Below are 22,279 nucleotides of genomic sequence, written 5' to 3' on the forward strand. Positions count from 1 at the left end.
ACGATGAAGGGCAAGGCACACACCGCACTCGGCGCCGGGCTGGTCTTCTCCGCCGTCGGCGGCCTCATCGGCACGCTGGTGCTCATGACCTCCGCCCCCGCCCTGGCCGAGGTGGCGCTGAACTTCTCCTCCTTCGAGTATTTCTGGCTCGTGGTGCTGGGGCTCTCGGGTGCCGTGTTCATCGGCAACGCCCATGTGCTGAAGGCCTGCATCATGCTGCTGCTGGGGCTGCTGATCGCCTGCGTCGGGCTGGAGAACCCGGCCGGCCACCCGCGTTTCACCTTCGGCAGCTACGAGCTGATGGGCGGCATCAGCCTGATCCCGATCATGGTCGGCATGTTCGCGGTGTCGGAGGTGCTGCGCTACATGGCCGACACCAACCCGCCGCCGCTGGTCGCCGCGACGCGCATGGGCAACCCGTTCGAGGGCATGTGGGGATACGCCCGGCGCTACAAGACGGGTATCCTGCGCGGCAGCCTGTTCGGCACGGTCATCGGCATCCAGCCGGGCGCGGGTGCGGACATGGCGTCGTGGCTCTCCTACGCGATGAGCAAGAAGTTCTCCAAGGAGCCGCAGAAGTTCGGCACGGGCCATGTGGAGGGCATCATCGAGAGCGGGGCCGCGAACAACAGCTCGCTGGCGGGCGCCTGGGTCCCGGCGCTGGTGTTCGGCATCCCCGGCGACTCCATCACGGCGATCGCCATCGGTGTCTTGTACCTGAAGGGGCTGAACCCCGGTCCGACGCTGTTCCTGAACAATCCGGAGAACGTGTATGCGATCTTCCTGGTGTTCATCCTGGCGAACATCATCATGCTTCCGCTGGGCTGGCTGGTGATCCGTGCGGCGACGAACCTTCTGCGGGTTCCGCGCAACATCCTGATGCCGTCGATCCTGATCTTCTGCATCGTGGGGTCGTTCGCGATCAACAACACGGTGTTCGGCGTGCTGGTGATGCTGGTGTTCGGGGTTCTGGCCTTCTTCCTGGAGGAGAACGGCTTCCCCATCGCGCCGGCCATCCTGGGCGTGGTGCTCGGCACGATGCTGGAGGAGAACTTCGTCACCTCCATGATCAAGTCCGACGGCAACCTGCTGGCCTTCTTCGAGCGCCCCATCGCCGGCGCGCTCGGCGCCTTCACCATCCTCGTCCTGCTCTCGCCCCTTCTCTCCGCTCTCTGGCGGGGCAGGGCCAGGACCCATGGCGGCGCCTCCACCCTCGGCTCCAAATAGGACCTTCACTGCGATGGACAGGGCAATGAGCGCCGACCAGAACGCGGCCAACGAGGACAGCATCCCGAACGCGCCGGCATTGCTGGCGCTGGACTGGGGAACCTCCAGCTTGCGCGCTTTCCTGATGGACGCGGAGGGCCGGGTGATGCTGGAGCGGGCGAGCGCCCATGGCATCCAGAACCTGCCCGTTCCCGGCAACGGCGGCTTCGAGCGCGCTTTCGCCGAGCTGTGCGCGGGCTGGCTCGAACGCTGGCCGGGCCTTCCGGTCGTGGCCGGCGGCATGGTCGGCAGCGCCCAGGGCTGGAAGGAGGCACCCTACGTCTCCTGCCCTGCCGACACGGACACGCTGGCCAGCCGGGCCGTCGCCGTGGACAGCGCCGCCGGGCCGCGCATCCTGATCGCGCCGGGCGTGCTCTACGACCCGCCGGACGCTGCTCCCGATGTGATGCGCGGGGAGGAGATCCAGATCGCCGGCGCCCTGGCCGACCATCCGGACTGGCGCCGCCGCGCCTGCATCGCCCTGCCCGGCACCCATTCGAAATGGGCGCAGGTCAGCGACGGACGCATCGCCCATTTCGCCACCTACATGACGGGCGAGCTGTTCGCGGTGCTGTCCAGGCACTCCATCCTTGGCCGGCTGATGCCGGACGAGGCGGCGTCCGCGGAGGATGCGAAACGCGCCTTCGCCGACGGCGTGCTGGCCGGACGCGACAGCCGGCCCGGCGACCTGCCGCACCAGATCTTCGCCACCCGCACGCTGGGGCTGACGGGGCGGCTGCCGCACGCGGCGCTGAAGGACTATCTCTCGGGCCTGCTCATCGGGCACGAGCTGACCTCCGGCCTCGCGGCGCTCCGCGACACCCTCTCGCCCGACACCCCGCTGCTGCTGATCGGCGACGCCACCCTGTGCCGCCGCTACGAGGAGGCGCTGGGGATCCTCGGCGTCGCCGTCACGGCGCGGCTCGCCAACACCGCACCGCGCGGCCTTTTCCAATTCGCCCGCGCCGCCGGGCTGATCGCTTGAACGGGAAACACACGCATGGCTGACAGCAATCTGACGGCGCGTCTCGAGGCCGCCTTCGCCGAATTGCCCTTGGTGGCGATCCTGCGCGGCCTGACGCCCGGCGAGGCGGAAGAGGCGGCGCGGACCCTCTACGACCGCGGCTTCCGCCTGATCGAGGTGCCGCTCAACTCGCCGCAGCCCTTCGACAGCATCGCGGCCATCCGCCGTCTGCTTCCGCAGGACGCGCTGGTCGGGGCTGGCACCGTGCTGGCGGTGGAGCAGGTGTCGCGTCTGGCCGATATCGGCGCCGACCTCGTGGTGATGCCGCACGCCGACACGGCGGTGATCCGGGCCGCCAAGCAGCGGGGCATGGTCTGCCTGCCCGGCGTGGCGACCCCGACCGAGGCCTTCGCGGCGCTGGCGGCCGGCGCCGACGCGCTGAAGCTCTTCCCCGCCGAGCTGATCACCCCCACCGTGATCAAGGCCATCCGCGCCGTGCTGCCCGGCGGCACCCGTCTGCTGCCGGTCGGCGGCATCACGCCGGACAACATGGCCCCCTTCCTGGACGTCGGGGTGGCCGGCTTCGGGCTGGGCTCCGCCCTCTACGCGCCGGGCCTGCCGGTGGCGCAGCTCGCCGAGCGCGCGGAGCGCTTCGTCACCGCCTGGCGGATGCTGCGCACGGGCTGACCGGCTTGCGCTTCCGAGCGCATGGGCAAGTGTACGCACAGTGAATACAACCACTTAGCCGTCACCCCCGCGAAAGCGGGGGTCCAGAGCTCCGGGCGGACCGCGCTCCGCGCAAAGCCTGGATCCCCGCCTCCGCGGGGATGACGGAAGAGTGATTTCCGATCCACGGCTTGATGCTGAAAACAGTGCCACGGCCATGACAGGAACCCACGCGTGACCCAGGTGACCACCATCGGCCTCGAGGCCGTCATCGATCCGGATTTCCGCAACGGCACCGGCGAAAACCCGGTGTGGGATGCGGCCACCCGCTGCTGGTACTGGATCGACATTCCCGAGGCGCGCGTCCACCGCCTCGACCCGGCCGAGGGCCGGATCCGCAGCTGGAGCCTCGCGGAGAAGGTCGGCTGCATGGCGCTGCGGCCGGACGGCGGGCTGGTCTGCGCCTGCGAGACCGGCATCTTCGACGTCGATCTGCCGGACGGCCCCGACGCCGTGATGACGCGCGTCGCCTCCATTGACCATCCCAAGCCCGGCATGCGCTTCAACGACGGCCGCTGCGACCGGCAGGGCCGGCTCTGGGCCTCCACCATGGTGATGGACATCACGCTCGGCGACGCGTCCGGCGCCTGGTTCCGTTACGGGCGGGCCGACGGGCTTCGGGAGACGCCGCTCGGCGGCTTCATCGTCCCCAACGGCTCGGCCTTCAGCCCGGACGGACGCACCTTCTACGCCTCGGACAGCCACCGCGACGTGCGGATGGTCTGGGCCTTCGACTACGACACCGATGAGGGCATGCCCAGCAACCGGCGCCCCTTCATCGACATGCGCGCCATGACCGGCCGGCCCGACGGCGCGGCGGTGGACACCGACGGCTGCTACTGGATCTGCTGCATCGACGAGGGCTGCATCAAGCGCTTCACGCCGCAGGGGCGGCTCGACTGGCGCATCGACGTGCCCATGAAGAAGCCGACCATGTGCGCCTTCGGCGGCGATGACCTGGGCACCCTGTTCGTCACCTCGCTCAGCCGCGGGCCGGCGGACCTCGCCGACGACCCGCATGGCGGTCGCATCCTGATGTTCCGGCCGGGCGCGCAGGGCTTGCCCGAGCCGCGCCTGTCCGCCTGACACCCCCGATCTTTTCCGCGTCTTACCAAGAAGGACGATCCATGTACAACGATTTGAAGGGCAAGCGCGTCCTCATCACCGGCTCCACCCTGGGCATCGGCCGGGCCGCCGTCGAGGCCTTCGCCCGCTGCGGCGCCAAGGTCGGCATGAACGGCCGCAAGGCCCCGGCCGATCTGGAATCCACGCTCGCCCGCCTGAACGACGGCGAGGGCGAGGTCGCCTTCCTCCCCGCCGACGTGTCGAACAGCGAGGAGTGCAAGCGGCTGGTGGAGGCCTTCGTCGCGCGGTTCGGCGGCATCGACGTGCTGATCAACAACGCGGGCGGCCTTGTCGGGCGCAAGCCGATCGACGAGATCGACGACGGCTTCTTCGACGCCGTGACCGACCTGAACGCCCGCTCGGCGCTGATGATGACCAAGCATGCCATGCCCCACCTCAAGGCCTCGGCCCAGGCGAGCGGCACCACCGCGTCGGTCATCTGCCTCGGCTCCATCGCCGGCTACAACGGCGGCGGTCCGGGTGCCTCGCTCTACGCCGCCGCGAAGGCCTGGCTGCACAATGTGCAGAAGAACTGGGTGACCTACCACACGAAGGACGGCATCCGTTTCAACATCGTCTCGCCCGGCACCTTCGACACGCCCTTCCACGCCGACAAGAACGACGAAGCCAAGGCGCAGATCGCGCGGACCATCCCCATGGGCCGCCTGGGCCTGGCCGAGGAATGCGCCCCGGCCTTCCTGTTCTTCGCCTCGCATGCCTGCAGCGGCTACATCACCGGCCAGATCCTCGACATCAACGGCGGCCAGTTCATGCCCTGACCGGTCCTCATGGCCGAAACGGAGGGGGAGCGGTGCCGGCCCGCCGTTCCCCTTCTCGCTGTTTCACGCAGCCTTCGGCGGGCGGCCGGACGGACGGCTGGGCTTGTAATGGGCCTCGAAGAGCACCGGATCCCGTTCCATGGCCCGGCACGCAATCTGAACCACGCTTGGAATCGAGGCGGAGCCGTTCTTGTAGGTGTGGAATGTGCTGAGCCCAACGTTCAGCAGCTTCGCGGCCTCATGGTTCGATAGGCCCATGCGGTTCTGCCAGTCCAAGATTTCCGCCGCCCGGAAAGGCTTCTGCTGTTCGGCCAGCAGGCGCAGATGGACGTTGTCGATCCCGACATCACCCTCCTCATCCCAGGCGACCACGGTTCCCCAGCCCTTCACCTTTGGTCGGGCCAGCACCGCGGGGTCCTTCAGGATGTCGAACTCGCTTGGCCCCGGCCGGGCAAGCCAGCCGGCGATGTCGATGTCATCGGTGCCGCCCCCCAGCCATCTGACCGTGAGCACAGTGCCGGCGATGGAAACGGCTTCGATGCGCGAAGTCTCGGCCATGGCAGTCATCCTATGGACGGAAAGGAAGGTCGGGGTTCATGCGGTTCCACTCGGCAACAAGACGCTCACCATTGGCGGCAGCCCACTCAAGAGCCTCCTTGCCAATGACGCGGGGCATGCCGCCTTCAATGACCGCCAGAGTTTTCATATCCACCAGTGCCGCGAAATCCGGTCCGACGACATGGAAATGCGCGGGGTAGTGTTCGCGGCCCCGCACTTCCAGATACCAGTTCGTCCTTCGAAGCAGTTTGCCCATCGCCGGCCTTCATCGGCACTTTGGAAAGACAATCTAGTCCAAAATCTGGATAGCCTCAATCGTCGAACATGAGGACACTGGAACGGAAACGACATCCCGCCCCTTGGAAACCCCCGCCCCGGCATGCCAAGATCGCCGTCCCAACAATCACCTTCGGGGACGATCCGTGACCACCGCACCATCGGGCTTCGCGCACGCCGCCGGGCGCGTCGCCGGCAACGGGATCAGCGAGGCGGAGTGGCGGGCGCGGGTCGATCTGGCCGCCTGCTACCGGCTGGTCGCCGAGCGCGGCTGGGGCGACCTGATCTACACGCACATCTCGCTGGCCGTGCCGGGGGAGCCGGGGCGGTTCCTGATCAACCCGTTCGGCCTGATGTTCGACGAGGTGACCGCCTCCAACCTCGTGAAGATCGACATCCAGGGCAACATCGTCGGCGACTCGCCCCATCCGGTGAACGCCACCGGCTTCACCATCCACGGCGCGGTCCACGCGGCGCGGGAGGACGCGCGTTGCGTCATGCACCTGCACAACGAGGCGGCCGTCGCCGTGTCCATGCTGAAGGAGGGACTGCTGCCGCTGTCCCAGCACGCGCTGCGCTTTTACGGCGACCTCGGCTATCACCGCTACGAGGGGCTGGCGCTGAGCGAGAGCGAGAAGGCGCGGCTGGTCGAGAATCTCGGGCAGCGCCGCGCCATGCTTCTGCACAACCACGGCAGCCTCGTCACCGGCCGCACGGTGGCGGAGGCCTACTGCATCATGGACATGCTCGACAAGGCCTGCCGCATGCAGCTCGCCGCCCAGGCGACCGGCGCCGAACTGGTTCTGCCGGAGCCCGGGCTGTGCGAAAAGACCTTCCGGCAGCTCACCGGCGATCCGGAGCCAGAGGGCGAGTTGGAATGGCCGGCGCTGCTTCGGCGGCTCGACCGGCTCTGCCCCGACTACAAGCAATGACCCCCATCAGGAGAGAGGACCCGACATGCCCACCATCAACATCCAGATGTTCGAAGGCCGCACCACCGAGCAGAAGCGCGAATACGCCAAGGCGCTGACCGACGCGACCGTGAAGGTGCTCGGCTGCTCCCCCTCGGCCGTGGACATCATCTTCCAGGACGTGAAGAAGAGCGACTGGGCCTCGGGCGGCGTGCTCTGGTCCGACGAAAAGTAAGGAACGCTTTTCTCCGCTCCTTGCCGGCAGCCCTTCCCGTCATTGGCTGCCGGCCCGTTCGGCTCGGCCATCGGCGCCCCAACGCGCCTCTCGACTCTCCTTCGATTGCCGATGTACGGTCCGAATGTCGGAATTCGGTGTTTACCGATCCGGTGACGGCGCGAGGACGGGCATGAGCGCATCCGCGATCCTGAAGCTTCAGCAGGTCGGCTTCACCTCGGAACAGGTGGCGGCCCTGGCCGAGTTCATGGACACGCAGGCGGCGAGCAAGGCCGACCTGAACGACCTGGAACACCGGCTGGGCACCCAGCTCACTGAACTTCGTAGTGAGTTGAAGGGCGACATCGCCGAACTCCGTAGTGCGTTGAAGAGTGATCTCGCTGCACTCCGCAGTGAAGTGAAGGGTGACTCCACGGAACTCCGCAGTGAGTTGAAAGGCGATGTCGCCGAACTCCGCAACGCGTTGAGGAGTGATCTCGCCGCACTCCGTGGCGAAGTGAAGAGCGACTCCACGGAACTCCGCAGCGAACTGAAAAGCGACATCTCCGAGGTCAGCAGCAACTTGAAGCTCCTCGAGCAGCGCATGACGATCAAGCTGGGCAGCATGATGTTCGTCGCCGTGGGCGCCGTGGCCGCCCTCGTGCGGCTGCTTTAAGGGCCGCCTTCCGCTATCCGCCGAGCTTGGAAAGAATGAAGGCGGTCAGGAAGCCGGCCACGGTGATCAGCCCCGCATACTCGCGCGTGGCCTCGAAGGCTTCCGGGATCATGGTGTCCACCAGCATCGCCAGGATGGCCCCCGCCGCGATGGCGTTCGTCGCCGCGATGATGTCGGGGGAGGTGCCGGAGAGCGCCATGTTGCCGACCAGTGCCGCCACGCCCGAGGCGAGCGCGATGCCGCCCCAGACGCCGAAGATGTAGCCGGCGCCCCGGCCCGCCTTGCGCATGCCCGCGGCGCTGGAAAGCCCCTCCGGCACGTTGGAGAGGAACACGGCGGCCACCGTGACGAGGCTCACGCCCGCACCGCCGAGCAGGCTCACCCCGATCACCACCGATTCCGGGATGCCGTCGAGCAGGGCGCCGACCGCGATGGCGAGGCCGCTGCCCTCCGACGAGTTCTGCTGCCGCGCCTCGGGTGCGTTCCCGGAACGCTTGCGGTGTTTGCCGCCCCGGCGCGAAATATAGATGTTTGCGGCCGTGTAGACGACCGAACCGGCGACGAAGCCGATGGCGGTCGAATCGAACCCGCCCGTGCGGTAGGCCTCGTCCATCAGCTCGAAGGCCACCGTAGAAATCAGCACGCCCGACCCGAATGCCATCACCCCGGCGACCAGCCGGGCCGGCAGGGCCACGAGATAGGCGATCAAGGCCCCGAGCACCAGGGCTCCGCCGCCCAGCAGCCCCCACAACCCCGCCTGCACCGCCACCGGCATTCCCGTTCTCCATCCATGACGCCGGAGGCAACAGGCGGACAGCGGCTTGCGTCCCGGCGGCGGGCGCCTTCAGGTCATGAAGGAGACGGGTTCGGCACGTCCTCCACCGGACCCTGGCTGCCGGTCATCCCCTTGTCCTGCGGCTTGTCGGCCGCCCCACCGGCACCGGCAGGGTTCCGCGGGCTCTCCGTGGCCCGGTCCTGCCCTGGCCCTGGGTTCGTTTCGTCGTTCATGAGCTTCTCTCCACACGCTGTTTCGCTGCCCTCAACAGCGTTCCGGAGCACCCGTCACCCGGTTTGCTCGACCAGCACCCCTCCCGGAAGGGCGATTGAAGAGCTTGGGCATGGGCGTGTATGAACACGCCGATGTACGGCGCCATACGAGCGGGAATGACGAGCGGAACCGACGGCAAGAAGGGGCTTTTCGACCGTCCGGGCGCCATGGCGGCGCTCATGCGGGCGCTCGACTGGTCGAAGACCCCGGTCGGACCGGTGGAAGGCTGGCCGCAGAGCCTGCGGGCCACGGTCCGCACGCTGCTGACCTCCCGCTACCCCATGATCCTGACCTGGGGTCCCGATTTCATCCAGTTCTACAACGACGCCTATTCCGAGCTGATCGGCGCCAAGCATCCCGGCGCGCTCGGAACCGACATCCGCGTCGCCATGGCGGAAGCCTGGGGCACGCTGGGTCCGCTGATCGAGGAGGTGATGCGGACCGGCCAGGCCAACTGGATACCGGCCCTGCGCTTGCGGCTGGAGCGCGCCGGCTATCCCGAGGAGGCCTATTTCAGCGTCTCCCACGCGCCGTCCGAGGATGAGGACGGGCGCATCGTCGGCATGCTGGCGGTGTGCAGCGAGGTCACGGCCCAGATCCTGGGCGAGCGCCGCATGAGCCTCCTGCGCGATCTCGCCGCCAAGGCGGGTGAGGCGCGCGAGGTCGCGACGGCCTGCGCGGAGATCGCCGCGACGGTGGAGGCCCATCCGCTCGACGTGCCCTTCCTGCTGCTGTACCTGCGCGGCGCGGAGGACGGCTTGCTCCATCTCTGCGGCGCGGTCGGGCTGGCGGCGGAGGATGCCTCCGTGCCGTCCGAGATCCGCCTGGAGGGCGGCGCGCCGGAGCCCTGGGGCCTGCTGCGCGCCCTGGCGGGCGAAGACGTCGTGATCGAAGGCGTCGAGCGGCTGGTCAGCCGGCCGGCCGGTCCCTGGGGGGAGCCGGTGCGGGTGGCCTTCGCCCAGCCGATCCGCGCCGCCGGCCAGGACACGCCGCTCGGGGTGCTGGTCGCCGGCACCAGCCCCAACCGCGCGCTCGACGGGGAGTACCGCTCCTTCCTCCAGCTTCTCGCCGGGCAGCTGTCGGTGACGCTGAACAACGCCGTCGCCTACGAGGCCGAACGCCGCCGGGCGGACGCGCTGGCGGCGCTGGACCGCGCCAAGACGGAGTTCTTCTCCAACGTCAGCCACGAGTTCCGCACGCCCCTGACCCTGATGCTGGGTCCGCTGGAGACGCTGCTGGCGGGGGCCGCCGGGCTGTCCCCCGCCGACCGGAACCTGCTGGAGACTTTGCAGCGCAACGGGTTGCGGCTGCTGAAGCTCGTCAACGCGCTGCTCGATTTCTCCCGGATCGAGGCGGGCCGCGCGCGGGCGAGGCTGGAGCCGACCGACCTCTGCCGCTTCACGGCGGAGATCGCGGGCTCCTTCCGCTCGGCCATCGAATCCGCCGGCCTGCGCTTCACGGTGGACTGCCCGACCCTGCCACGGCAGGTCCCGGTGGACCGGGACATGTGGGAGAAGATCGTTCTCAACCTGCTGTCCAACGCGCTGAAATTCACCCTGTCCGGGAGCATCGCGCTCGACCTCCGGGGCCGGCCCGAGGGTGTGGAGATGACGGTGAGCGACACTGGCATCGGCATCGACCCGTCCGAGCAGGCCCGCGTCTTCGAACGCTTCCACCGCGTCTCCACGGCGCGGGGCCGCACCCACGAGGGGACCGGCATCGGCCTGTCGCTGGTGCGGGAGCTGGCGCGGCTGCACGGCGGCGAGGTCCGGGTCGAGAGCGCGCCCGGGCAGGGCAGCCGCTTCACGGTCGCCCTGCCCTGGACGCCCGCCTTGCCCGAATCCGCCCAGTCCGGCGCCGGCGGCGAGGAGATGGCGCCGACGCCGGTGCGGGCCGAGGCCTTCGCCGCCGAGGCCCGGCGTTGGAGCCAGGACGGGACCACGGGCGAGGAATGGTCCCCGCCGGATGGCAGCCCGTCCGGAGGGCGCGTCCTCGTGGTGGACGACAACGCGGACATGCGCGACTATGTCGCCCGGATCCTCGCTCCCCTCTTCGCAGTCGAGACCGCCACGGACGGTGCGGAGGCGCTGGAGCGGATCCGCCGGTCGCCGCCCGACCTCGTGCTCAGCGACGTGATGATGCCTCGGCTGGACGGCTTCGGGCTGCTGGCGGCCCTGCGCGGCAGCCCGGCGACGCGCGGCATCCCCGTCGTCCTGCTGTCCGCCCGCGCCGGAGAGGAGGCGAGCGTCGAGGGGCTGGAGGCCGGGGCCGACGACTATCTGGTCAAGCCCTTCTCCTCGCGCGAGCTGATCGCCCGCGTGCGCGCCAACCTCGCCATGGTTCGGCTGCGGCGGGAAGCAGCGGCGGCCCACCACGACGCCGAGCGCATGCGGGCGCTGGGCCAGATCACCGCCGGGGTGGCGCACGACTTCAACAACCTGCTGATGGTGCTGCGCGGCGCCCTCCACCTGATGGAGCGCCGCACCAGCGAGCCGGCCATGCGCACCGTCCTGGAGAACGCCAACCAGGCGGTGGACCGGGGCGCGCTGATGACGCGCCAGCTCCTCTCCTTCTCGCGGCGGCAGCGGCTGGAGCCGCAGGCGCTCGACCTGAACGAACGGCTGGCCGAGCTGACCGAGGTGCTGGGCCGCGTCTTCCCCGAGGACATCCGCATCGTCTTCGAACCCGGCCCGCCCGGCTCCGTCCTGGCCGCCCCCGTTCTGGCCGACCGCGCGGAGCTGGAGGCCGCCCTGCTCAACGTCGCCGTCAACGCCCGCGACGCCATGCCCGGCGGCGGCACGCTGCGCTTCGAGACCGCATGCGCCGGCCCGGACGGCCTGCCCGACGCCCTGCGCGCGAAGGAGGCGGGCGGCACGAGGCGCTACGGCCTGATCCGCATCGCCGACAGCGGGGCCGGCATGCCGGAGGAGGTGGTCCAGCGGGCCTTCGAGCCCTTCTTCACGACCAAGCCCGCGGGCAAGGGAACCGGCCTGGGGCTGAGCCAGGTTTACGGATTCGCCGTGCAGTCCGGCGGCCACGCCACGCTGTCGAGCTGCCCCGGCGAGGGCACCGTCATCACCCTGTATCTTCCGGTGGCGGAATGAGGACAAACCCCATGGGCGAACCCGCCAAGCCTTCCCCCGCCCCGCCCATCACCGTCCTGCTGGTCGAGGACGAGCTGCTGGTGCGCATGATGACCGCCGACCTCCTCGCGGACATGGGCCACCGGGTGATCGCCGCCGCCTCGGCGGAGGAGGCGCTGGCGCGGCTCCGGGAGGAGCCGGAGATCCAGCTTCTCTTCACCGACATCCGCATGCCGGGGCTGGACGGCTTCGCCCTGGCGGAGAGGGTCTTCGACCTCCATCCCGGCATCAAGGTGATCTACGCCACCGGCTACGCCGACCTGGAACGCCGGCCTGCTCCCCACGTCGCCGGCCCCCTGCTCCGCAAGCCCTACGAACCGGCGGAGCTGGATGCCCAGATCCGCAAGGCCATCACGGCGCGGGAATAGCTTCCAGATCCATTCCAGGGCATTGAGAAATTCAATGCGGACGTGCGGAGCTATCAATTTCCCTTTCTCATTTCTCCTCTCCATAGTCGCGCCCGCAGGCCGGACGCCTGCTTTTCGCTGGTGCCCTGACCGATGGAGAGCCCGACATGGACACGCTGATGTCCGCGCCCATTCTGTTCTTCGCGCTCGGCGCGTTCATCGCCCTGACCGGCTCGCGCATCCCCTTCCCCGAGGGGTTCGGCAAGGCGCTCGCCGCCTATCTGCTGGTCGCCATCGGGCTGAAGGGCGGTGCGGCCCTGTCCGGAGCGGACGCGGCGTCGGTCATGCCGCTGCTGGCGACGGCGGGCCTGATCAGCCTGGCCATGCCGCTGCTGGCCTTCGCCCTGCTGCGCTCGACCGCCGGGCTGGACCGGACCAACGCCGCGGCCATCGCGGCCCATTACGGGTCCGTCAGCCTCGTCACCTTCGTCACGGCGACCAAGCTCCTGGAAAGCCAGGGGGTGCCGTTCGGAGGCCACATGGTCGCCGCCCTCGCGGTCATGGAGGGGCCGGCCATCGTCAGCGGCCTGATGCTGGCGAGCGCCGCCGGACTGGCGCTTCCGGCCCGCTCCCGGGGCGGTATCTCCGGCGGCACGCTGGCTCTGCCGCTCGGCGGCGGCAACGGTGATGGCGGCGGCGCGTCCTGCCGGGAGGCCCTGCGGGAGGCGGCCTTCAACGGATCGGTGCTGCTGCTGACGGGCTCGCTGCTGGTCGGGCTGGTCATCGGCAAGCCGGGCATGGCGTCGCTCTCCGGCCTGTTCGTCGCCCCCTGGGACGGCGCTCTCAGCCTCTTCCTGCTGGAGATGGGCTGGCTCGCCGCCGCGCGGCTGCGGGAGGCGGCCGGGCTCGACCCGCGCCTGATCGCCTTCGGCCTCCTCATGCCGCTCATCGGCGCCGGGATCGGGCTCGCCGCGGCGGCGGCGCTGGGGCTGGGTCTCGGCGACGCGGCGCTTCTCGTCACGCTCTGCGGCAGCGCCTCCTACATCGCCGTGCCGGCGGCGCTGCGGCATGCCCTGCCTTCGGCCGATCCGGGCCTGTCCCTGCCCCTTTCGCTCGGCATCACCTTCCCCTTCAACATCCTTGTCGGCATCCCTCTCTACCTCGCGCTGACCCGCGCCGCCCTCGCGTGATAGGGTCGGCCCCATGCCGATGCCCCTGCCGCCCTTCGACCTCGACCTGCTGCGCAGCTTCCTGACCATCGTGGAGGCCGGCAGCTTCACCCGCGCGGCGGAGCGGCTGGGACGCACCCAGTCCACCGTCAGCCTCCAGGTGAAGCGGCTGGAGGACGGGATCGGCGCCCGGCTGATCGAGCGGGAGGGCCGGGGGATCGAGCTGACGCCCGAGGGCGAGATCCTGCTGGCCTATGCCCGCCGTCTGCTGGGGCTCGCCAACGAGGCCTGCGCCCGGCTGATGGAGCCGGACGTCGGCGGGCTGGTGCGGCTCGGCACGCCGGAGGATTTCGCCACCGCCCATCTGCCCGACGTGCTCTGGCGCTTCTCCCGCGCCCATCCCCAGGTGGCGCTGGAGGTGAAGTGCGACTTCACCGTGAACCTGCTTGACGGCTTCGCCAGGGGGGAACACGACCTCGTGCTCTGCAAGCGGGAGCCCCAGGGACCGGTCGGCGGCACCATGGTCTGGCGCGAGCCCCTGGTCTGGGTGGCCTCGGACCGGCTTCTGCTCGCCCCCGGCGCGCCGATCCCGCTGGTGCTGGCCCCGTCGCCGGACATCTACCGCAAGCGCGCGCTGGGCGCGCTCGACGCCTGCGGGCGGCCCTGGCGCATCGCCTACACCAGCCCGAGCCTCGCCGGGGTCCAGGCCGCCGTGCGGGCCGGGCTCGGCATGACGATCCTGTCGAAGGACATGCTGTCCGCCGGCTTCCACATCGTGGGGGAGGAGCACGGCCTTCCCGATCTCGCCGACACGGAAATCGCGCTCTACCGCGCGCCCGGCACCCTGCCGAAGGCCGTCGAACTCCTGGCCGAGCACATCGTCCGCTCGCTCGAAAGCGAACGGGCCGAGCCGGCGGGGTGAGGCCCCCCGGTTCCGGTGACAAGGACCCGTCAGCGCGCCCGCGTGCAGCGCGTCGTGTAGGGGTCGACCCGGTGGACGCCGGCGGGCGTCTCGTTCTCCTCGCGCAGGAACAGCACGGCCGGCTCGCCGGAACGGTCGAGTTCCACCGTCCCGACCGCTCCTTCGTAGGGACCGCTGGTGAGCGTGAGCTTGTTGCCGGAGCGCGCGAACTGTCCCGTGCCGCCGGACCCCACGGCGTAGGTGCCGGAAGCCGTCAGCGTCAGGCTGACCATGTTGCTGTAGGCGAGGCTGTACTGGGTCGTCTCCCCCAGCCCCACGCCGATCTTCCGGTCCTGATAGGCGCAGGTCAGCTTGGCCGTGGGCAGCGGGATGTCCTGGCCGGCCGGCCTGTCCTCCACCCCGGCGGCGCGGGCCGTCCCCGCCACGGTCCCCGTCAGCAGGCCGCCGCCGGGGTGGAAGGTCTCGAACCGGCCGCCGATCCGGTCCGTGTCGCACGTGCCGCTGATCTCGCCCCGGCTGCGGCCGTTCTCGATCCGGATGGAACAGCGCCCGTTCTCCAGATAGCCGCGGACGATCGGTCCTTCCACGCTGTAGCCGCTGGTCGTGATGCGGCCGCGGCCCGTGAAATCGCCTTTCGCAAGGGTCGCCTCGACCGCGAAGTCTCCGGGGCGACCGCCGGAGTCCGTCAGCGACCCGGAAAAGGCGACCGCCCCCTGATCCGCCGTGAGGGGGGCCGCCGTGAGCGGGGCCGTGGAAACGGCGAGGGCCGCGACCGACAGGCCGAACGCAAGGCAATACCGCACGATGACCGCTCCCTAACCGAAAAGACCAAGGCGGAGCGCCCGCCTCACCAGAAGCTTTCCCAGGCCGCCGGCGACCGCGCCGCCCGCCAGCAGCCCGAGCAGGATCGAACCGGTCGAGGCGGCCAGCGCCGCCGCCCCCACGGTGAGCGCCGAGGCAAGGGCCGGGACCAGCGTGAGGGCGAGCGCCCAATGCGCCAGGCGCACCCAGGCCGCCGCGAAGGCGTAGCCGAGCCAGGCAAGGGCGAAGGACGCGACCACGGCAAAGCTCCGGTCGTCGTCGATCAGGGCGCCCGCCTGCGCGAACAGGGCTTCGGGGGGCTGGGTGCCGGTCCCGATCAGGGACAGCGCCGCATCTTCCACGGGAAGGGGCACCAGCCGCATGCCCGTGGGATCGACCCTGGCGACGACGCTCAGCTCGCCGGCCGGCAGGGCCCGGTAGGAGAGGCGCCGGTCGCCGTCACTGTTATCGTCCGGATCGTCGTTCCGCTCCGCCGCATCGACGAGGCGATGGCTGTGCCCGGCCGTCGCGGCGCCCCGCAGGAACCAGCCCTCGGGCACGGGATAGTCCTTCCCGGCGAGAAGCAGGTCCAGCGTGCGGTAGGGATCGGCGGCGGAAAGGACGGCCGGGTCGAGTTCCCAGCCGCCCAGCCGGGCGTCGGTCGCGACGTAGGTCGTCACGTCCTCGTCCTCCCAGCCCGCGGTCCTGCCGGAACGCCAGACTTCGGTGCGGCGGTAGGCGAACAGCTTGTCCGAAAGCGTGACCCCGAACTCCTCGTCCGCCACCACCTGCCCCGTGACGGACCTGCCGCGCGCGTACACGACCTGGCCGGCGAGGGCCGGCGACGGGCTTGCGGGCGCGTCCACGGTCAGCGCCGCGCGCAAGGCCGCCAGTTGCCGGTCACGGACCGCGGAGTCCCCGACGATCCAGCCGGTCAGTGCCACCGCCATGCCCACGGCGGCGACATAGGTCAGGCACACCATCACCTGCTGCTGGTAGCGCCGGTCGCGGTCCACGGCGGGCCTCGTTTTCGGGGGAGCCGGGGACGGGCTCGTTTCGGACATGGTCGGCGCATCCCTGCCGTCGGACATGCGCATTTCTACCATGTGGTGTCCGCCGCCGCACCATTCGCCTTTTTGTCCAAGAGGCAGCGTGGGCTCGGGCAGCACGCCCGCCGGACCACCTCTTGACTTCATGGGAGTTAAAACCTAGAACAAATCAAGAACAATAGAGCGGAGCGTCCCATGCCGAATCCCTCCGGACCGAACGAGGCCGCAGCCGCGGGCGTGAGCATGGCCGAAAAGGCCATCGTGCTGCAAGGGCTGCGTGCGCAGGTCCGGCGGCTCGAGAACGGTGGAAAGGAAGGAAAAGGGACGTTCGGTCTTGGGGTTCGGGACATCGACCGGACCTTGCCGGATGGAGGATTGCCGCTCGGCTGCCTGCATGAGCTGGGCGGAACGGACCCCGTCCATCGGGGTGCCGCCGCCGGTTTCGCGGCGGCGCTGCTGGCCGGAATTGCTGCCTGTCAAGGGAAATCGGTCCTATGGATCGTCGGCGACCGGGGGCTGCACGCGGCCGGGCTGGCGGCCTTCGGGCTGACGCCGGACCGGCTCATCGCGGCACGGGCGCGGCGGGCGTCCGACGCCCTCTGGGCAATGGAGGAGGCGCTGCGCTGCCCGTCGCTCGCCGCCGTGGCGGGAGAGGTGGAGGCCGGCGACCTCACCGCCTCGCGCCGGCTGCATCTGGCCGCCGAGTCGGCGGGCACCACCGCCATCCTGCTGCTTCCCGGCACCCCGCGGCGCGGCGTATCCGCCGCCATGACGCGCTGGACGGTCACCCCGCTGCCGAGCGCCAACGAGGCGGGCGAGCCCGGCATCGGCCGCCCGCGCTGGCGGGTGGAGCTTCTGCGCTGCCGCAACGGCCGCTCTGGCGCCTGGGTTCTGGAATGGCGGGACGGCGCGCTGGCCCTGTCCGACGAAGCGGCGGAGGAGGGGATTATCGAACAGGCCGCGCGGGACCGCTCTGTCGTCCGGTTCGCCTGATGGGCGGAGAACGGCGGATCCTGTCGGCCTGGCTGCCCCGCCTGCCGACCGACACGGCGTTGCGCGGGCGTGACGGGCGGGAGCAGCCCTTCGCCCTGTTCCGGGACGAGCGTGGACGGCTGACGGTCGCCGCCGTGAACGCGGCGGCCGGGGCGCAGGGCATCCGGCCGGGCATGCCGCTGGCCGACGCCCGTGCCATGCTGCCCGCCCTGCGCACGGAGGAGGAATAGCCGGAGGAGACCGCGCGCCGGCTCGACCGCATCGCCGGCTGGTGCATCCGCTACACGCCCTGGACCACGCCGGACGGCCCCGACGGGGTGCTGCTCGACGTCACGGGCTGCGCCCATCTGTTCGGGGGCGAGGAGGCCTTGCGCGCCGACTTGATTGCCCGCCTTCGCCGCGCCGGCTTCGCGGTCCGGGCCGCCGTCGCCGACACGCCGGCCGCCGCCTGGGCCGCCGCCCGCTTCGCCCCGAGGGCCGGGATCGTCCCGCCCGGCGGCCAGGCCGAGGCGCTGGCCCCCCTGCCCGTCGCGGCGCTGCGCCTGCCCGAGGAGACGGTGCGCGGGCTGGAGGCGGTGGGGCTGCGCCGGATCCGGGACCTCGCCCCGGTCCCGCGCGCGACCCTGGCGCGGCGTTTCGGGGCGGAGTTGGCCCGCCGCCTCGACCAGGCCTTCGGCGCGCTGGACGAGCCCCTGTCGCCGCGCCTCCCCGTCCCGCCCCATGAGGAGCGGCTTGCCCTGGCCGAGCCGATCTCCACGCCCGACTCCATCGCCCTGGCCGCGCTGCACCTGATCGGCGGGCTCTGCCGGCGGCTGGCGGCCGAGCACCGGGGCCTGCGCCGGCTGGAGCTGACCGTCTTCCGCACCGACCATGGGCCGGATTCCGTGCCGCAGTCCGTCGCCATCGGCACCGGCCGCCCGGTGCGGGACCCGGCGGCCCTGATGCGGCTGCTCGGGGGCAAGCTGGAGCGCATCGCCCCCGGTCCCGGCCTGGAGCTGCTGGTGCTGGCCGCCCCGCTGGTGGAGCCGCTGGCCCCGGCCCAGGCCGGCCTGACGGGCGCGGAGGAGAAGGGCAAGGATCTCGGCGCTCTGCTCGACCGGCTCGCCAACCGGCTGGGCGAGGACAGCCTGCTGCGGCTCGTGCCGCGCCAGAGCTGGCTGCCGGAACGCAGCGTCGCCGGGGTGCCGCCGCTCGACGCCGGTCTCGGCGCAGATTCCGAATCCGCCCCGCTCTGGCCCGACGACCGGCCCCGGCCGGTGCGGCTGCTGGTCCCGCCGGAGCCGATCGAGGTGGTGGCGCCGGTGCCGGACGACCCGCCCAAGCTCTTCCGCTGGCGCGGGGCCACGCACCGGGTGGGCAAGGCCGACGGGCCGGAACGGCTCTGCGCCGAATGGTGGCGCCACGGCGGGGAGCTTCGCGACTATTACCGGGTGGAGGACATGGAGGGGCGGCGCTTCTGGGTCTTCCGCCTGGGTCTCCACCGGCCCGAGGCGCCGGCCGGCTGGTTCCTGCACGGGTTCTTCGCATGATCCCCTACGCGGAACTTCAGGTGACCAGCAACTTCACCTTCCTGGAGGGGGCGTCGCACGCCGACGAGCTGGTGCTGACCGCCGTCGCGCTGGGCCACCGGGCCATCGCCGTCACCGACCGCAACACGCTGGCCGGGGTGGTGCGGGCGCATGTCGCGGCGAAGGAGCGCGGGCTGCCGCTGGTGGTCGGCTGCCGCCTCGACCTCACCGACGGGCCGGGGCTGCTGGCCTACCCCATGGACCGCGCCGCCTACGGCCGGCTGTCGCGGCTGCTGACGGTGGGCAAGCGCCGCGCGCCGAAGGGCGAATGCTTCCTCGGCAAGGCGGACGTGCTGGAGCATGCCGAGGGCATGCTGTTCCTGCTGGTGGCGCCGGAACGGCGGGACGAGACCTTCCTGGACGACCTGCGGGAGTGGCGCGGCGCCCTGCGCGACCGGCTGCACCTGGCGGTGAGCCACCGCTACCGGGGCGACGACGCCAAGCGTCTGGCCTGGCTGGCCGGGGCGGCGGCGATGGCGCGGGTGCCGCTGGTGGCGACAAACGACGTGCTCTACCACAGCCCGGCGCGCCGCCCGCTCCAGGACGTGCTGACCTGCATCCGCACCCACAGCACCATCGACACGGCCGGCTGGCGCCTCGCCGCCAACGGGGAGCGGCACCTGAAGGCGCCGGTCGAGATGGCGCGGCTGTTCCGCCGCCACCCCGACGCGGTGGCGCGCAGCGTGGAGATCGCGCGAGCCTGCCGCTTCTCCCTGTCCGAGCTGCGCTACGAATACCCGGACGAGGGACGCGACCCGGACCGCACCCCGCAGGAGGAGCTGGCCCGCCTCGCCTGGGAGGGGGCGGCCGAACGCTACCCCGATGGCGTCCCCGAGAAGGTCCGCGCCTCGGTGGAGCGCGAGCTGGAGCTGATCGGCGCGCTCGGCTACGCGCCCTATTTTCTGACGGTCCACCACATCGTCCGCTTCGCGCGGTCGCGCGGCATCCTCTGCCAGGGGCGCGGCTCGGCGGCCAACTCGGCGGTCTGCTACTGCCTGGGCGTCACCGAGGTGGACCCCGCCCATTTCGACCTTCTGTTCGAGCGCTTCGTCTCCGCCGCCCGCAACGAGCCGCCGGACATCGACGTGGATTTCGAGCATGAGCGGCGCGAGGAGGTGATCCAGCACATCTACGAGACCTACGGGCGCGACCGCGCCGGGCTGGCCGCCACCGTGATCCGCTACCGCGCGCGCGGCGCCCTGCGCGAGGTCGGCAAGGCCATGGGCCTGTCCGAGGACGTCACGGCGCGGCTCACCGGCAATCTGTGGGGCGGCGGGAGCGGGGGCGACGGGCTGGAGGAGGAGCATGTGCGCGCCCGCGGCCTCGACCCGGAGGAGCCCCGGCTGGCCCGCACGCTGGAGCTGGCGCGGGAGCTGATCGGCTTTCCCCGCCACCTGTCCCAGCATGTCGGCGGCTTCGTCATCACGCGCGGCCCGCTGGGCGAGCTGTCGCCGATCATGAACGCCGCCATGGACGGCCGCACGACCATCGAGTGGGACAAGGACGACATCGACGCGCTGGGCATCCTGAAGGTGGACGTGCTGGCGCTCGGCATGCTGACCTGCCTGCGCAAGGCGCTGGACCTGCTGGCGGCGCACCATGGCCGCGACCTCACCCTGGCGACCGTGCCGCAGGAGGATCCGGCCGTCTACGGCATGCTGTGCCGGGCCGACAGCATCGGCGTCTTCCAGGTGGAAAGCCGCGCCCAGATGAGCATGCTGCCGCGCCTGCGCCCGCGCCGCTTCTACGATCTGGTCATCCAGGTCGCCATCGTGCGGCCCGGCCCGATCCAGGGCGGCATGGTCCATCCCTACCTGCGCCGCCGCACCAGCCCGGAGCTGGTCGACTACCCGTCCGAGGCGCTGCGCGCCGTGCTGGAGAAGACGCTCGGCGTGCCCCTGTTCCAGGAACAGGCCATGCAGATCGCCATCGTCGCCGCCGGCTTCTCCCCGGAGGAGGCCGACCGGCTGCGCCGCTCCATGGCGAGCTTCCGCAAGGACGGCCTCGTCCACACCTTCCGCGACAAGTTCATCGGCGGCATGGTGATGAACGGCTACGAACTGGACTTCGCCGAGCGCTGCTTCCAGCAGATCGAGGGCTTCGGCGAGTACGGCTTCCCGGAAAGCCACGCGGCGAGCTTCGCCCTGCTCGTCTACGTCTCGGCCTGGGTCAAGCATCACCACCCGGATGTCTTCGCCTGCGCCCTGCTGAACAGCCAGCCGATGGGCTTCTACGCCCCGGCCCAGATCGTCCGCGACGCGCGCGATCATGGGGTGGAGGTGCGCGGGGTGGACGTGTCCGCCTCCCACTGGGACTGCACGCTGGAGCCGGCCGAGGGCGGCGCGCTGGCCCTGCGGCTGGGCTTCCGGCAGATCAAGGGTTTTTCGGAGTCAGACGCCGAAAAGCTGGTCGGCGCGCGGGGCGCCGGCTGGCGCGACCCGCACGACCTCTGGCGCCGCACCGGCCTGCACAGCCGCCCGCTGGAGCTGCTGGCGCGGGCCGACGCCTTCCGGTCCTTGGGGCTGGACCAACGGGCGGCGCTCTGGGCCGTGCGGGCACTGGGCGACCAGCCCCTGCCCCTTTTCGCCCGGCTCGACGGGCCGGAAAGCCGGGAGCCTGCCGTGGAGCTGCCGGACATGACGCCGGGCGAGCGGGTGGTGATGGATTACGCCAGCCTGTCGCTCTCCCTGAAATGCCACCCACTGTCGCTGCTGCGCGACGGGCTGGCGGGCATCGTCCCGGCGGAGCGGCTGCGCCATTTGCGCAACGGCGCGCGTGTCACCGTGGCCGGGCTGGTGCTGGTGCGCCAGCGGCCGGGCAGCGCCAGCGGCGTCATCTTCGTGACGGTGGAGGATGAAACCGGCATCGCCAACCTCGTCGTCATGCCCGACGTCTTCGAACGCCACCGCCGCGACCTGCTGGGCTCACGGCTGCTGGCCGCCACGGGCCGCGTGGAGATCGAGGGCGAGGTCGTCCACCTCCGCTGCGAACGGGTGGAGAACCTGTCCTGGCGCCTGTCGGAACTGACCGCCCTCCCGGACGGCGAGGCGGCAGTGTTTCCGCGCGGGCGGAATTTTCATTGAGGCGGAGGCACACCGCCGCCGATCAGATCACCCGGCAGGCCTCCTCGAAGGCGAGGCGCGGCGCGCGCGGCCGGCTTGGTGGCCCGGCGGCGTGGCCGAGCAGGCAGAGGAAGTTGGAACGGACGCGGCCGTCGGGGAAGAACTCGGCATCGAGGCCCGCCCGGTCGAAGCCGGAGACCGGTCCGGCGTCGAGCCCGAGCAGCCGCGCCGCCAGGATCAGGTAGGCCCCTTGCAGCGTGCCGTTGCGGAAGGCCGTCTCCTCCGCGAGCGCGGGGTTGCCGCGGAACAGCTTGGCGGCGTCCCACTGCGGGTTGAGGCGCGGCAGATGCTCGAAGAAGTCCAGGTCGTGCCCGATGATGGCGGTCACCGGGGCCACCTCCACAGGGCCGACGTTGCCCCGGCCGAGAAAGGGGCGCAGCCGGTCCCTGGCTTCGGGCGTGGTCACGAAGAGGATGCGCGCCGGCCCCGCGTTGAAGGCCGTCGGCGCCAGCCGGACCAGCTCGTGAAGACGGTGCAGCGTGGCGAGCGGCACCGGCCGGTCCGACCAGGCGTCGGGCGTGCGGGCCTCCAGGAACAGGCGGCGTTCGGCCTCCGGAAGCCGGCTCCCGACGAAGGCCTCGGGAGCGGTTCCGGCATCGGCGGCAATGTGCCCGGGCATGAG

At 70.9% G+C, this 22,279-nt stretch carries 23 protein-coding genes; 16 read left to right on the plus strand and 7 right to left on the minus strand.

All coding sequences use genetic code 11. From position 1 onward, the window contains the following. From JUB11_RS12960 to JUB11_RS12980, 5 genes are all read left to right on the plus strand, one after another. Window positions 1–1,227 (plus strand): tripartite tricarboxylate transporter permease (locus JUB11_RS12960; RefSeq protein WP_207458968.1); only part of this gene is annotated, 1,227 nt, incomplete at its 5' end. A gap of 25 nt (window positions 1,228–1,252) precedes the next feature. Beyond that, on the plus strand, window positions 1,253–2,251 hold the full coding sequence (locus JUB11_RS12965; protein WP_207458969.1) for a 2-dehydro-3-deoxygalactonokinase: 999 nt from the start codon (window positions 1,253–1,255) through the stop codon (window positions 2,249–2,251). Window positions 2,252–2,266: 15 nt separating this feature from the next. After that, window positions 2,267–2,917, plus strand: coding sequence for a 2-dehydro-3-deoxy-6-phosphogalactonate aldolase (locus tag JUB11_RS12970; protein WP_207458970.1), 651 nt, complete (start codon window positions 2,267–2,269; stop codon window positions 2,915–2,917). 213 nt (window positions 2,918–3,130) lie between these two features. Further along, window positions 3,131–4,042, plus strand: coding sequence for an SMP-30/gluconolactonase/LRE family protein (locus JUB11_RS12975; RefSeq protein WP_207458971.1), 912 nt, complete (start codon window positions 3,131–3,133; stop codon window positions 4,040–4,042). Window positions 4,043–4,083: 41 nt separating this feature from the next. Further along, entirely contained in the window at window positions 4,084–4,860 is a 777-nt protein-coding gene (locus JUB11_RS12980; protein ID WP_207458972.1) for an SDR family NAD(P)-dependent oxidoreductase, read from the plus strand. Window positions 4,861–4,923: 63 nt separating this feature from the next. On the opposite strand, the gene JUB11_RS12985 is transcribed toward JUB11_RS12980, so the two are convergent. Beyond that, window positions 4,924–5,418 carry a hypothetical protein gene (locus JUB11_RS12985; protein WP_207458973.1) on the minus strand — a complete coding sequence of 165 codons (495 nt, stop codon included), beginning with the start codon at window positions 5,416–5,418 and terminating at the stop codon, window positions 4,924–4,926. 10 nt (window positions 5,419–5,428) lie between these two features. Further along, window positions 5,429–5,674 (minus strand): DUF4160 domain-containing protein, encoded by a 246-nt coding sequence (locus JUB11_RS12990; protein WP_207458974.1) that lies wholly within the window; start codon window positions 5,672–5,674, stop codon window positions 5,429–5,431. A 166-nt stretch (window positions 5,675–5,840) separates the two neighbouring features. Between JUB11_RS12990 and JUB11_RS12995 the strand changes: the two genes are divergently transcribed. The 3 genes from JUB11_RS12995 (at window position 5,841) to JUB11_RS13005 (ending at window position 7,495) form a co-directional block, all read left to right on the plus strand. Next, entirely contained in the window at window positions 5,841–6,626 is a 786-nt protein-coding gene (locus JUB11_RS12995; protein WP_348771422.1) for a class II aldolase/adducin family protein, read from the plus strand. After that, complete coding sequence (locus JUB11_RS13000; RefSeq protein WP_348771426.1) at window positions 6,547–6,840, plus strand: 4-oxalocrotonate tautomerase; 294 nt, start codon at window positions 6,547–6,549, stop codon at window positions 6,838–6,840. The genes JUB11_RS12995 and JUB11_RS13000 overlap by 80 nt, the downstream gene beginning before the upstream one ends. Before the next feature lie 172 nt (window positions 6,841–7,012). Continuing rightward, window positions 7,013–7,495, plus strand: a complete 483-nt coding sequence (locus JUB11_RS13005) for a DUF1640 domain-containing protein (RefSeq protein WP_207458976.1) — start codon at window positions 7,013–7,015, stop codon at window positions 7,493–7,495. Between the two features lie 13 nt (window positions 7,496–7,508). Here JUB11_RS13005 and JUB11_RS13010 read toward each other — a convergent pair whose 3' ends face one another. Both JUB11_RS13010 and JUB11_RS13015 read right to left on the minus strand, forming a co-directional pair. Further along, window positions 7,509–8,270 (minus strand): hypothetical protein, encoded by a 762-nt coding sequence (locus JUB11_RS13010; protein ID WP_207458977.1) that lies wholly within the window; start codon window positions 8,268–8,270, stop codon window positions 7,509–7,511. Between the two features lie 74 nt (window positions 8,271–8,344). Next, window positions 8,345–8,503 (minus strand): hypothetical protein, encoded by a 159-nt coding sequence (locus tag JUB11_RS13015; protein WP_207458978.1) that lies wholly within the window; start codon window positions 8,501–8,503, stop codon window positions 8,345–8,347. 156 nt (window positions 8,504–8,659) lie between these two features. Between JUB11_RS13015 and JUB11_RS13020 the strand changes: the two genes are divergently transcribed. The 4 genes from JUB11_RS13020 to JUB11_RS13035 all read left to right on the plus strand — a co-directional run bounded on the left by JUB11_RS13020 (window position 8,660) and on the right by JUB11_RS13035 (window position 14,124). Next, window positions 8,660–11,647: an ATP-binding protein gene (locus tag JUB11_RS13020; RefSeq protein WP_207458979.1), complete on the plus strand. Its 2,988-nt coding sequence runs from the start codon at window positions 8,660–8,662 to the stop codon at window positions 11,645–11,647. An 11-nt stretch (window positions 11,648–11,658) separates the two neighbouring features. Then, window positions 11,659–12,054: a response regulator gene (locus tag JUB11_RS13025; protein WP_207458980.1), complete on the plus strand. Its 396-nt coding sequence runs from the start codon at window positions 11,659–11,661 to the stop codon at window positions 12,052–12,054. A 146-nt stretch (window positions 12,055–12,200) separates the two neighbouring features. Next, window positions 12,201–13,223, plus strand: a complete 1,023-nt coding sequence (locus JUB11_RS13030; RefSeq protein ID WP_207458981.1) for a sodium-dependent bicarbonate transport family permease — start codon at window positions 12,201–12,203, stop codon at window positions 13,221–13,223. A 13-nt stretch (window positions 13,224–13,236) separates the two neighbouring features. Beyond that, window positions 13,237–14,124, plus strand: coding sequence for a LysR substrate-binding domain-containing protein (locus tag JUB11_RS13035; protein ID WP_207458982.1), 888 nt, complete (start codon window positions 13,237–13,239; stop codon window positions 14,122–14,124). 29 nt (window positions 14,125–14,153) lie between these two features. Here JUB11_RS13035 and JUB11_RS13040 read toward each other — a convergent pair whose 3' ends face one another. Continuing rightward, on the minus strand, window positions 14,154–14,927 hold the full coding sequence (locus JUB11_RS13040) for a hypothetical protein (RefSeq protein WP_207458983.1): 774 nt from the start codon (window positions 14,925–14,927) through the stop codon (window positions 14,154–14,156). 12 nt (window positions 14,928–14,939) lie between these two features. Continuing rightward, window positions 14,940–15,989 carry a TMEM43 family protein gene (locus JUB11_RS13045; RefSeq protein ID WP_207458984.1) on the minus strand — a complete coding sequence of 350 codons (1,050 nt, stop codon included), beginning with the start codon at window positions 15,987–15,989 and terminating at the stop codon, window positions 14,940–14,942. Window positions 15,990–16,169: 180 nt separating this feature from the next. On the opposite strand from JUB11_RS13045, the gene JUB11_RS13050 reads away from it, so the two are divergent. The 4 genes from JUB11_RS13050 (at window position 16,170) to JUB11_RS13060 (ending at window position 21,618) form a co-directional block, all read left to right on the plus strand. Next, window positions 16,170–16,967, plus strand: a complete 798-nt coding sequence (locus tag JUB11_RS13050) for a hypothetical protein (protein ID WP_207458985.1) — start codon at window positions 16,170–16,172, stop codon at window positions 16,965–16,967. After that, window positions 16,967–17,197 carry a hypothetical protein gene (locus tag JUB11_RS32745; protein WP_247887022.1) on the plus strand — a complete coding sequence of 77 codons (231 nt, stop codon included), beginning with the start codon at window positions 16,967–16,969 and terminating at the stop codon, window positions 17,195–17,197. The genes JUB11_RS13050 and JUB11_RS32745 overlap by 1 nt, the downstream gene beginning before the upstream one ends. An 87-nt stretch (window positions 17,198–17,284) precedes the next feature. Continuing rightward, on the plus strand, window positions 17,285–18,496 hold the full coding sequence (locus JUB11_RS13055) for a DNA polymerase Y family protein (RefSeq protein WP_247887023.1): 1,212 nt from the start codon (window positions 17,285–17,287) through the stop codon (window positions 18,494–18,496). Continuing rightward, window positions 18,493–21,618, plus strand: a complete 3,126-nt coding sequence (locus tag JUB11_RS13060; protein WP_207458986.1) for an error-prone DNA polymerase — start codon at window positions 18,493–18,495, stop codon at window positions 21,616–21,618. Before JUB11_RS13055 ends, JUB11_RS13060 begins: the two co-directional genes overlap by 4 nt. 22 nt (window positions 21,619–21,640) lie before the next feature. Here the strand turns inward: JUB11_RS13060 and JUB11_RS13065 are convergent, their stop codons facing one another. Continuing rightward, the gene (locus tag JUB11_RS13065) at window positions 21,641–22,276 is read right to left on the minus strand and encodes a malonic semialdehyde reductase (protein WP_207458987.1); all 636 of its coding nucleotides are present in this window, start codon (window positions 22,274–22,276) and stop codon (window positions 21,641–21,643) included. Between the last annotated feature and the right edge of the window lie 3 nt (window positions 22,277–22,279).

This window comes from Azospirillum sp. SYSU D00513 (assembly GCF_017356015.1).
In the GTDB taxonomy this organism is placed as follows: domain Bacteria; phylum Pseudomonadota; class Alphaproteobacteria; order Azospirillales; family Azospirillaceae; genus Azospirillum.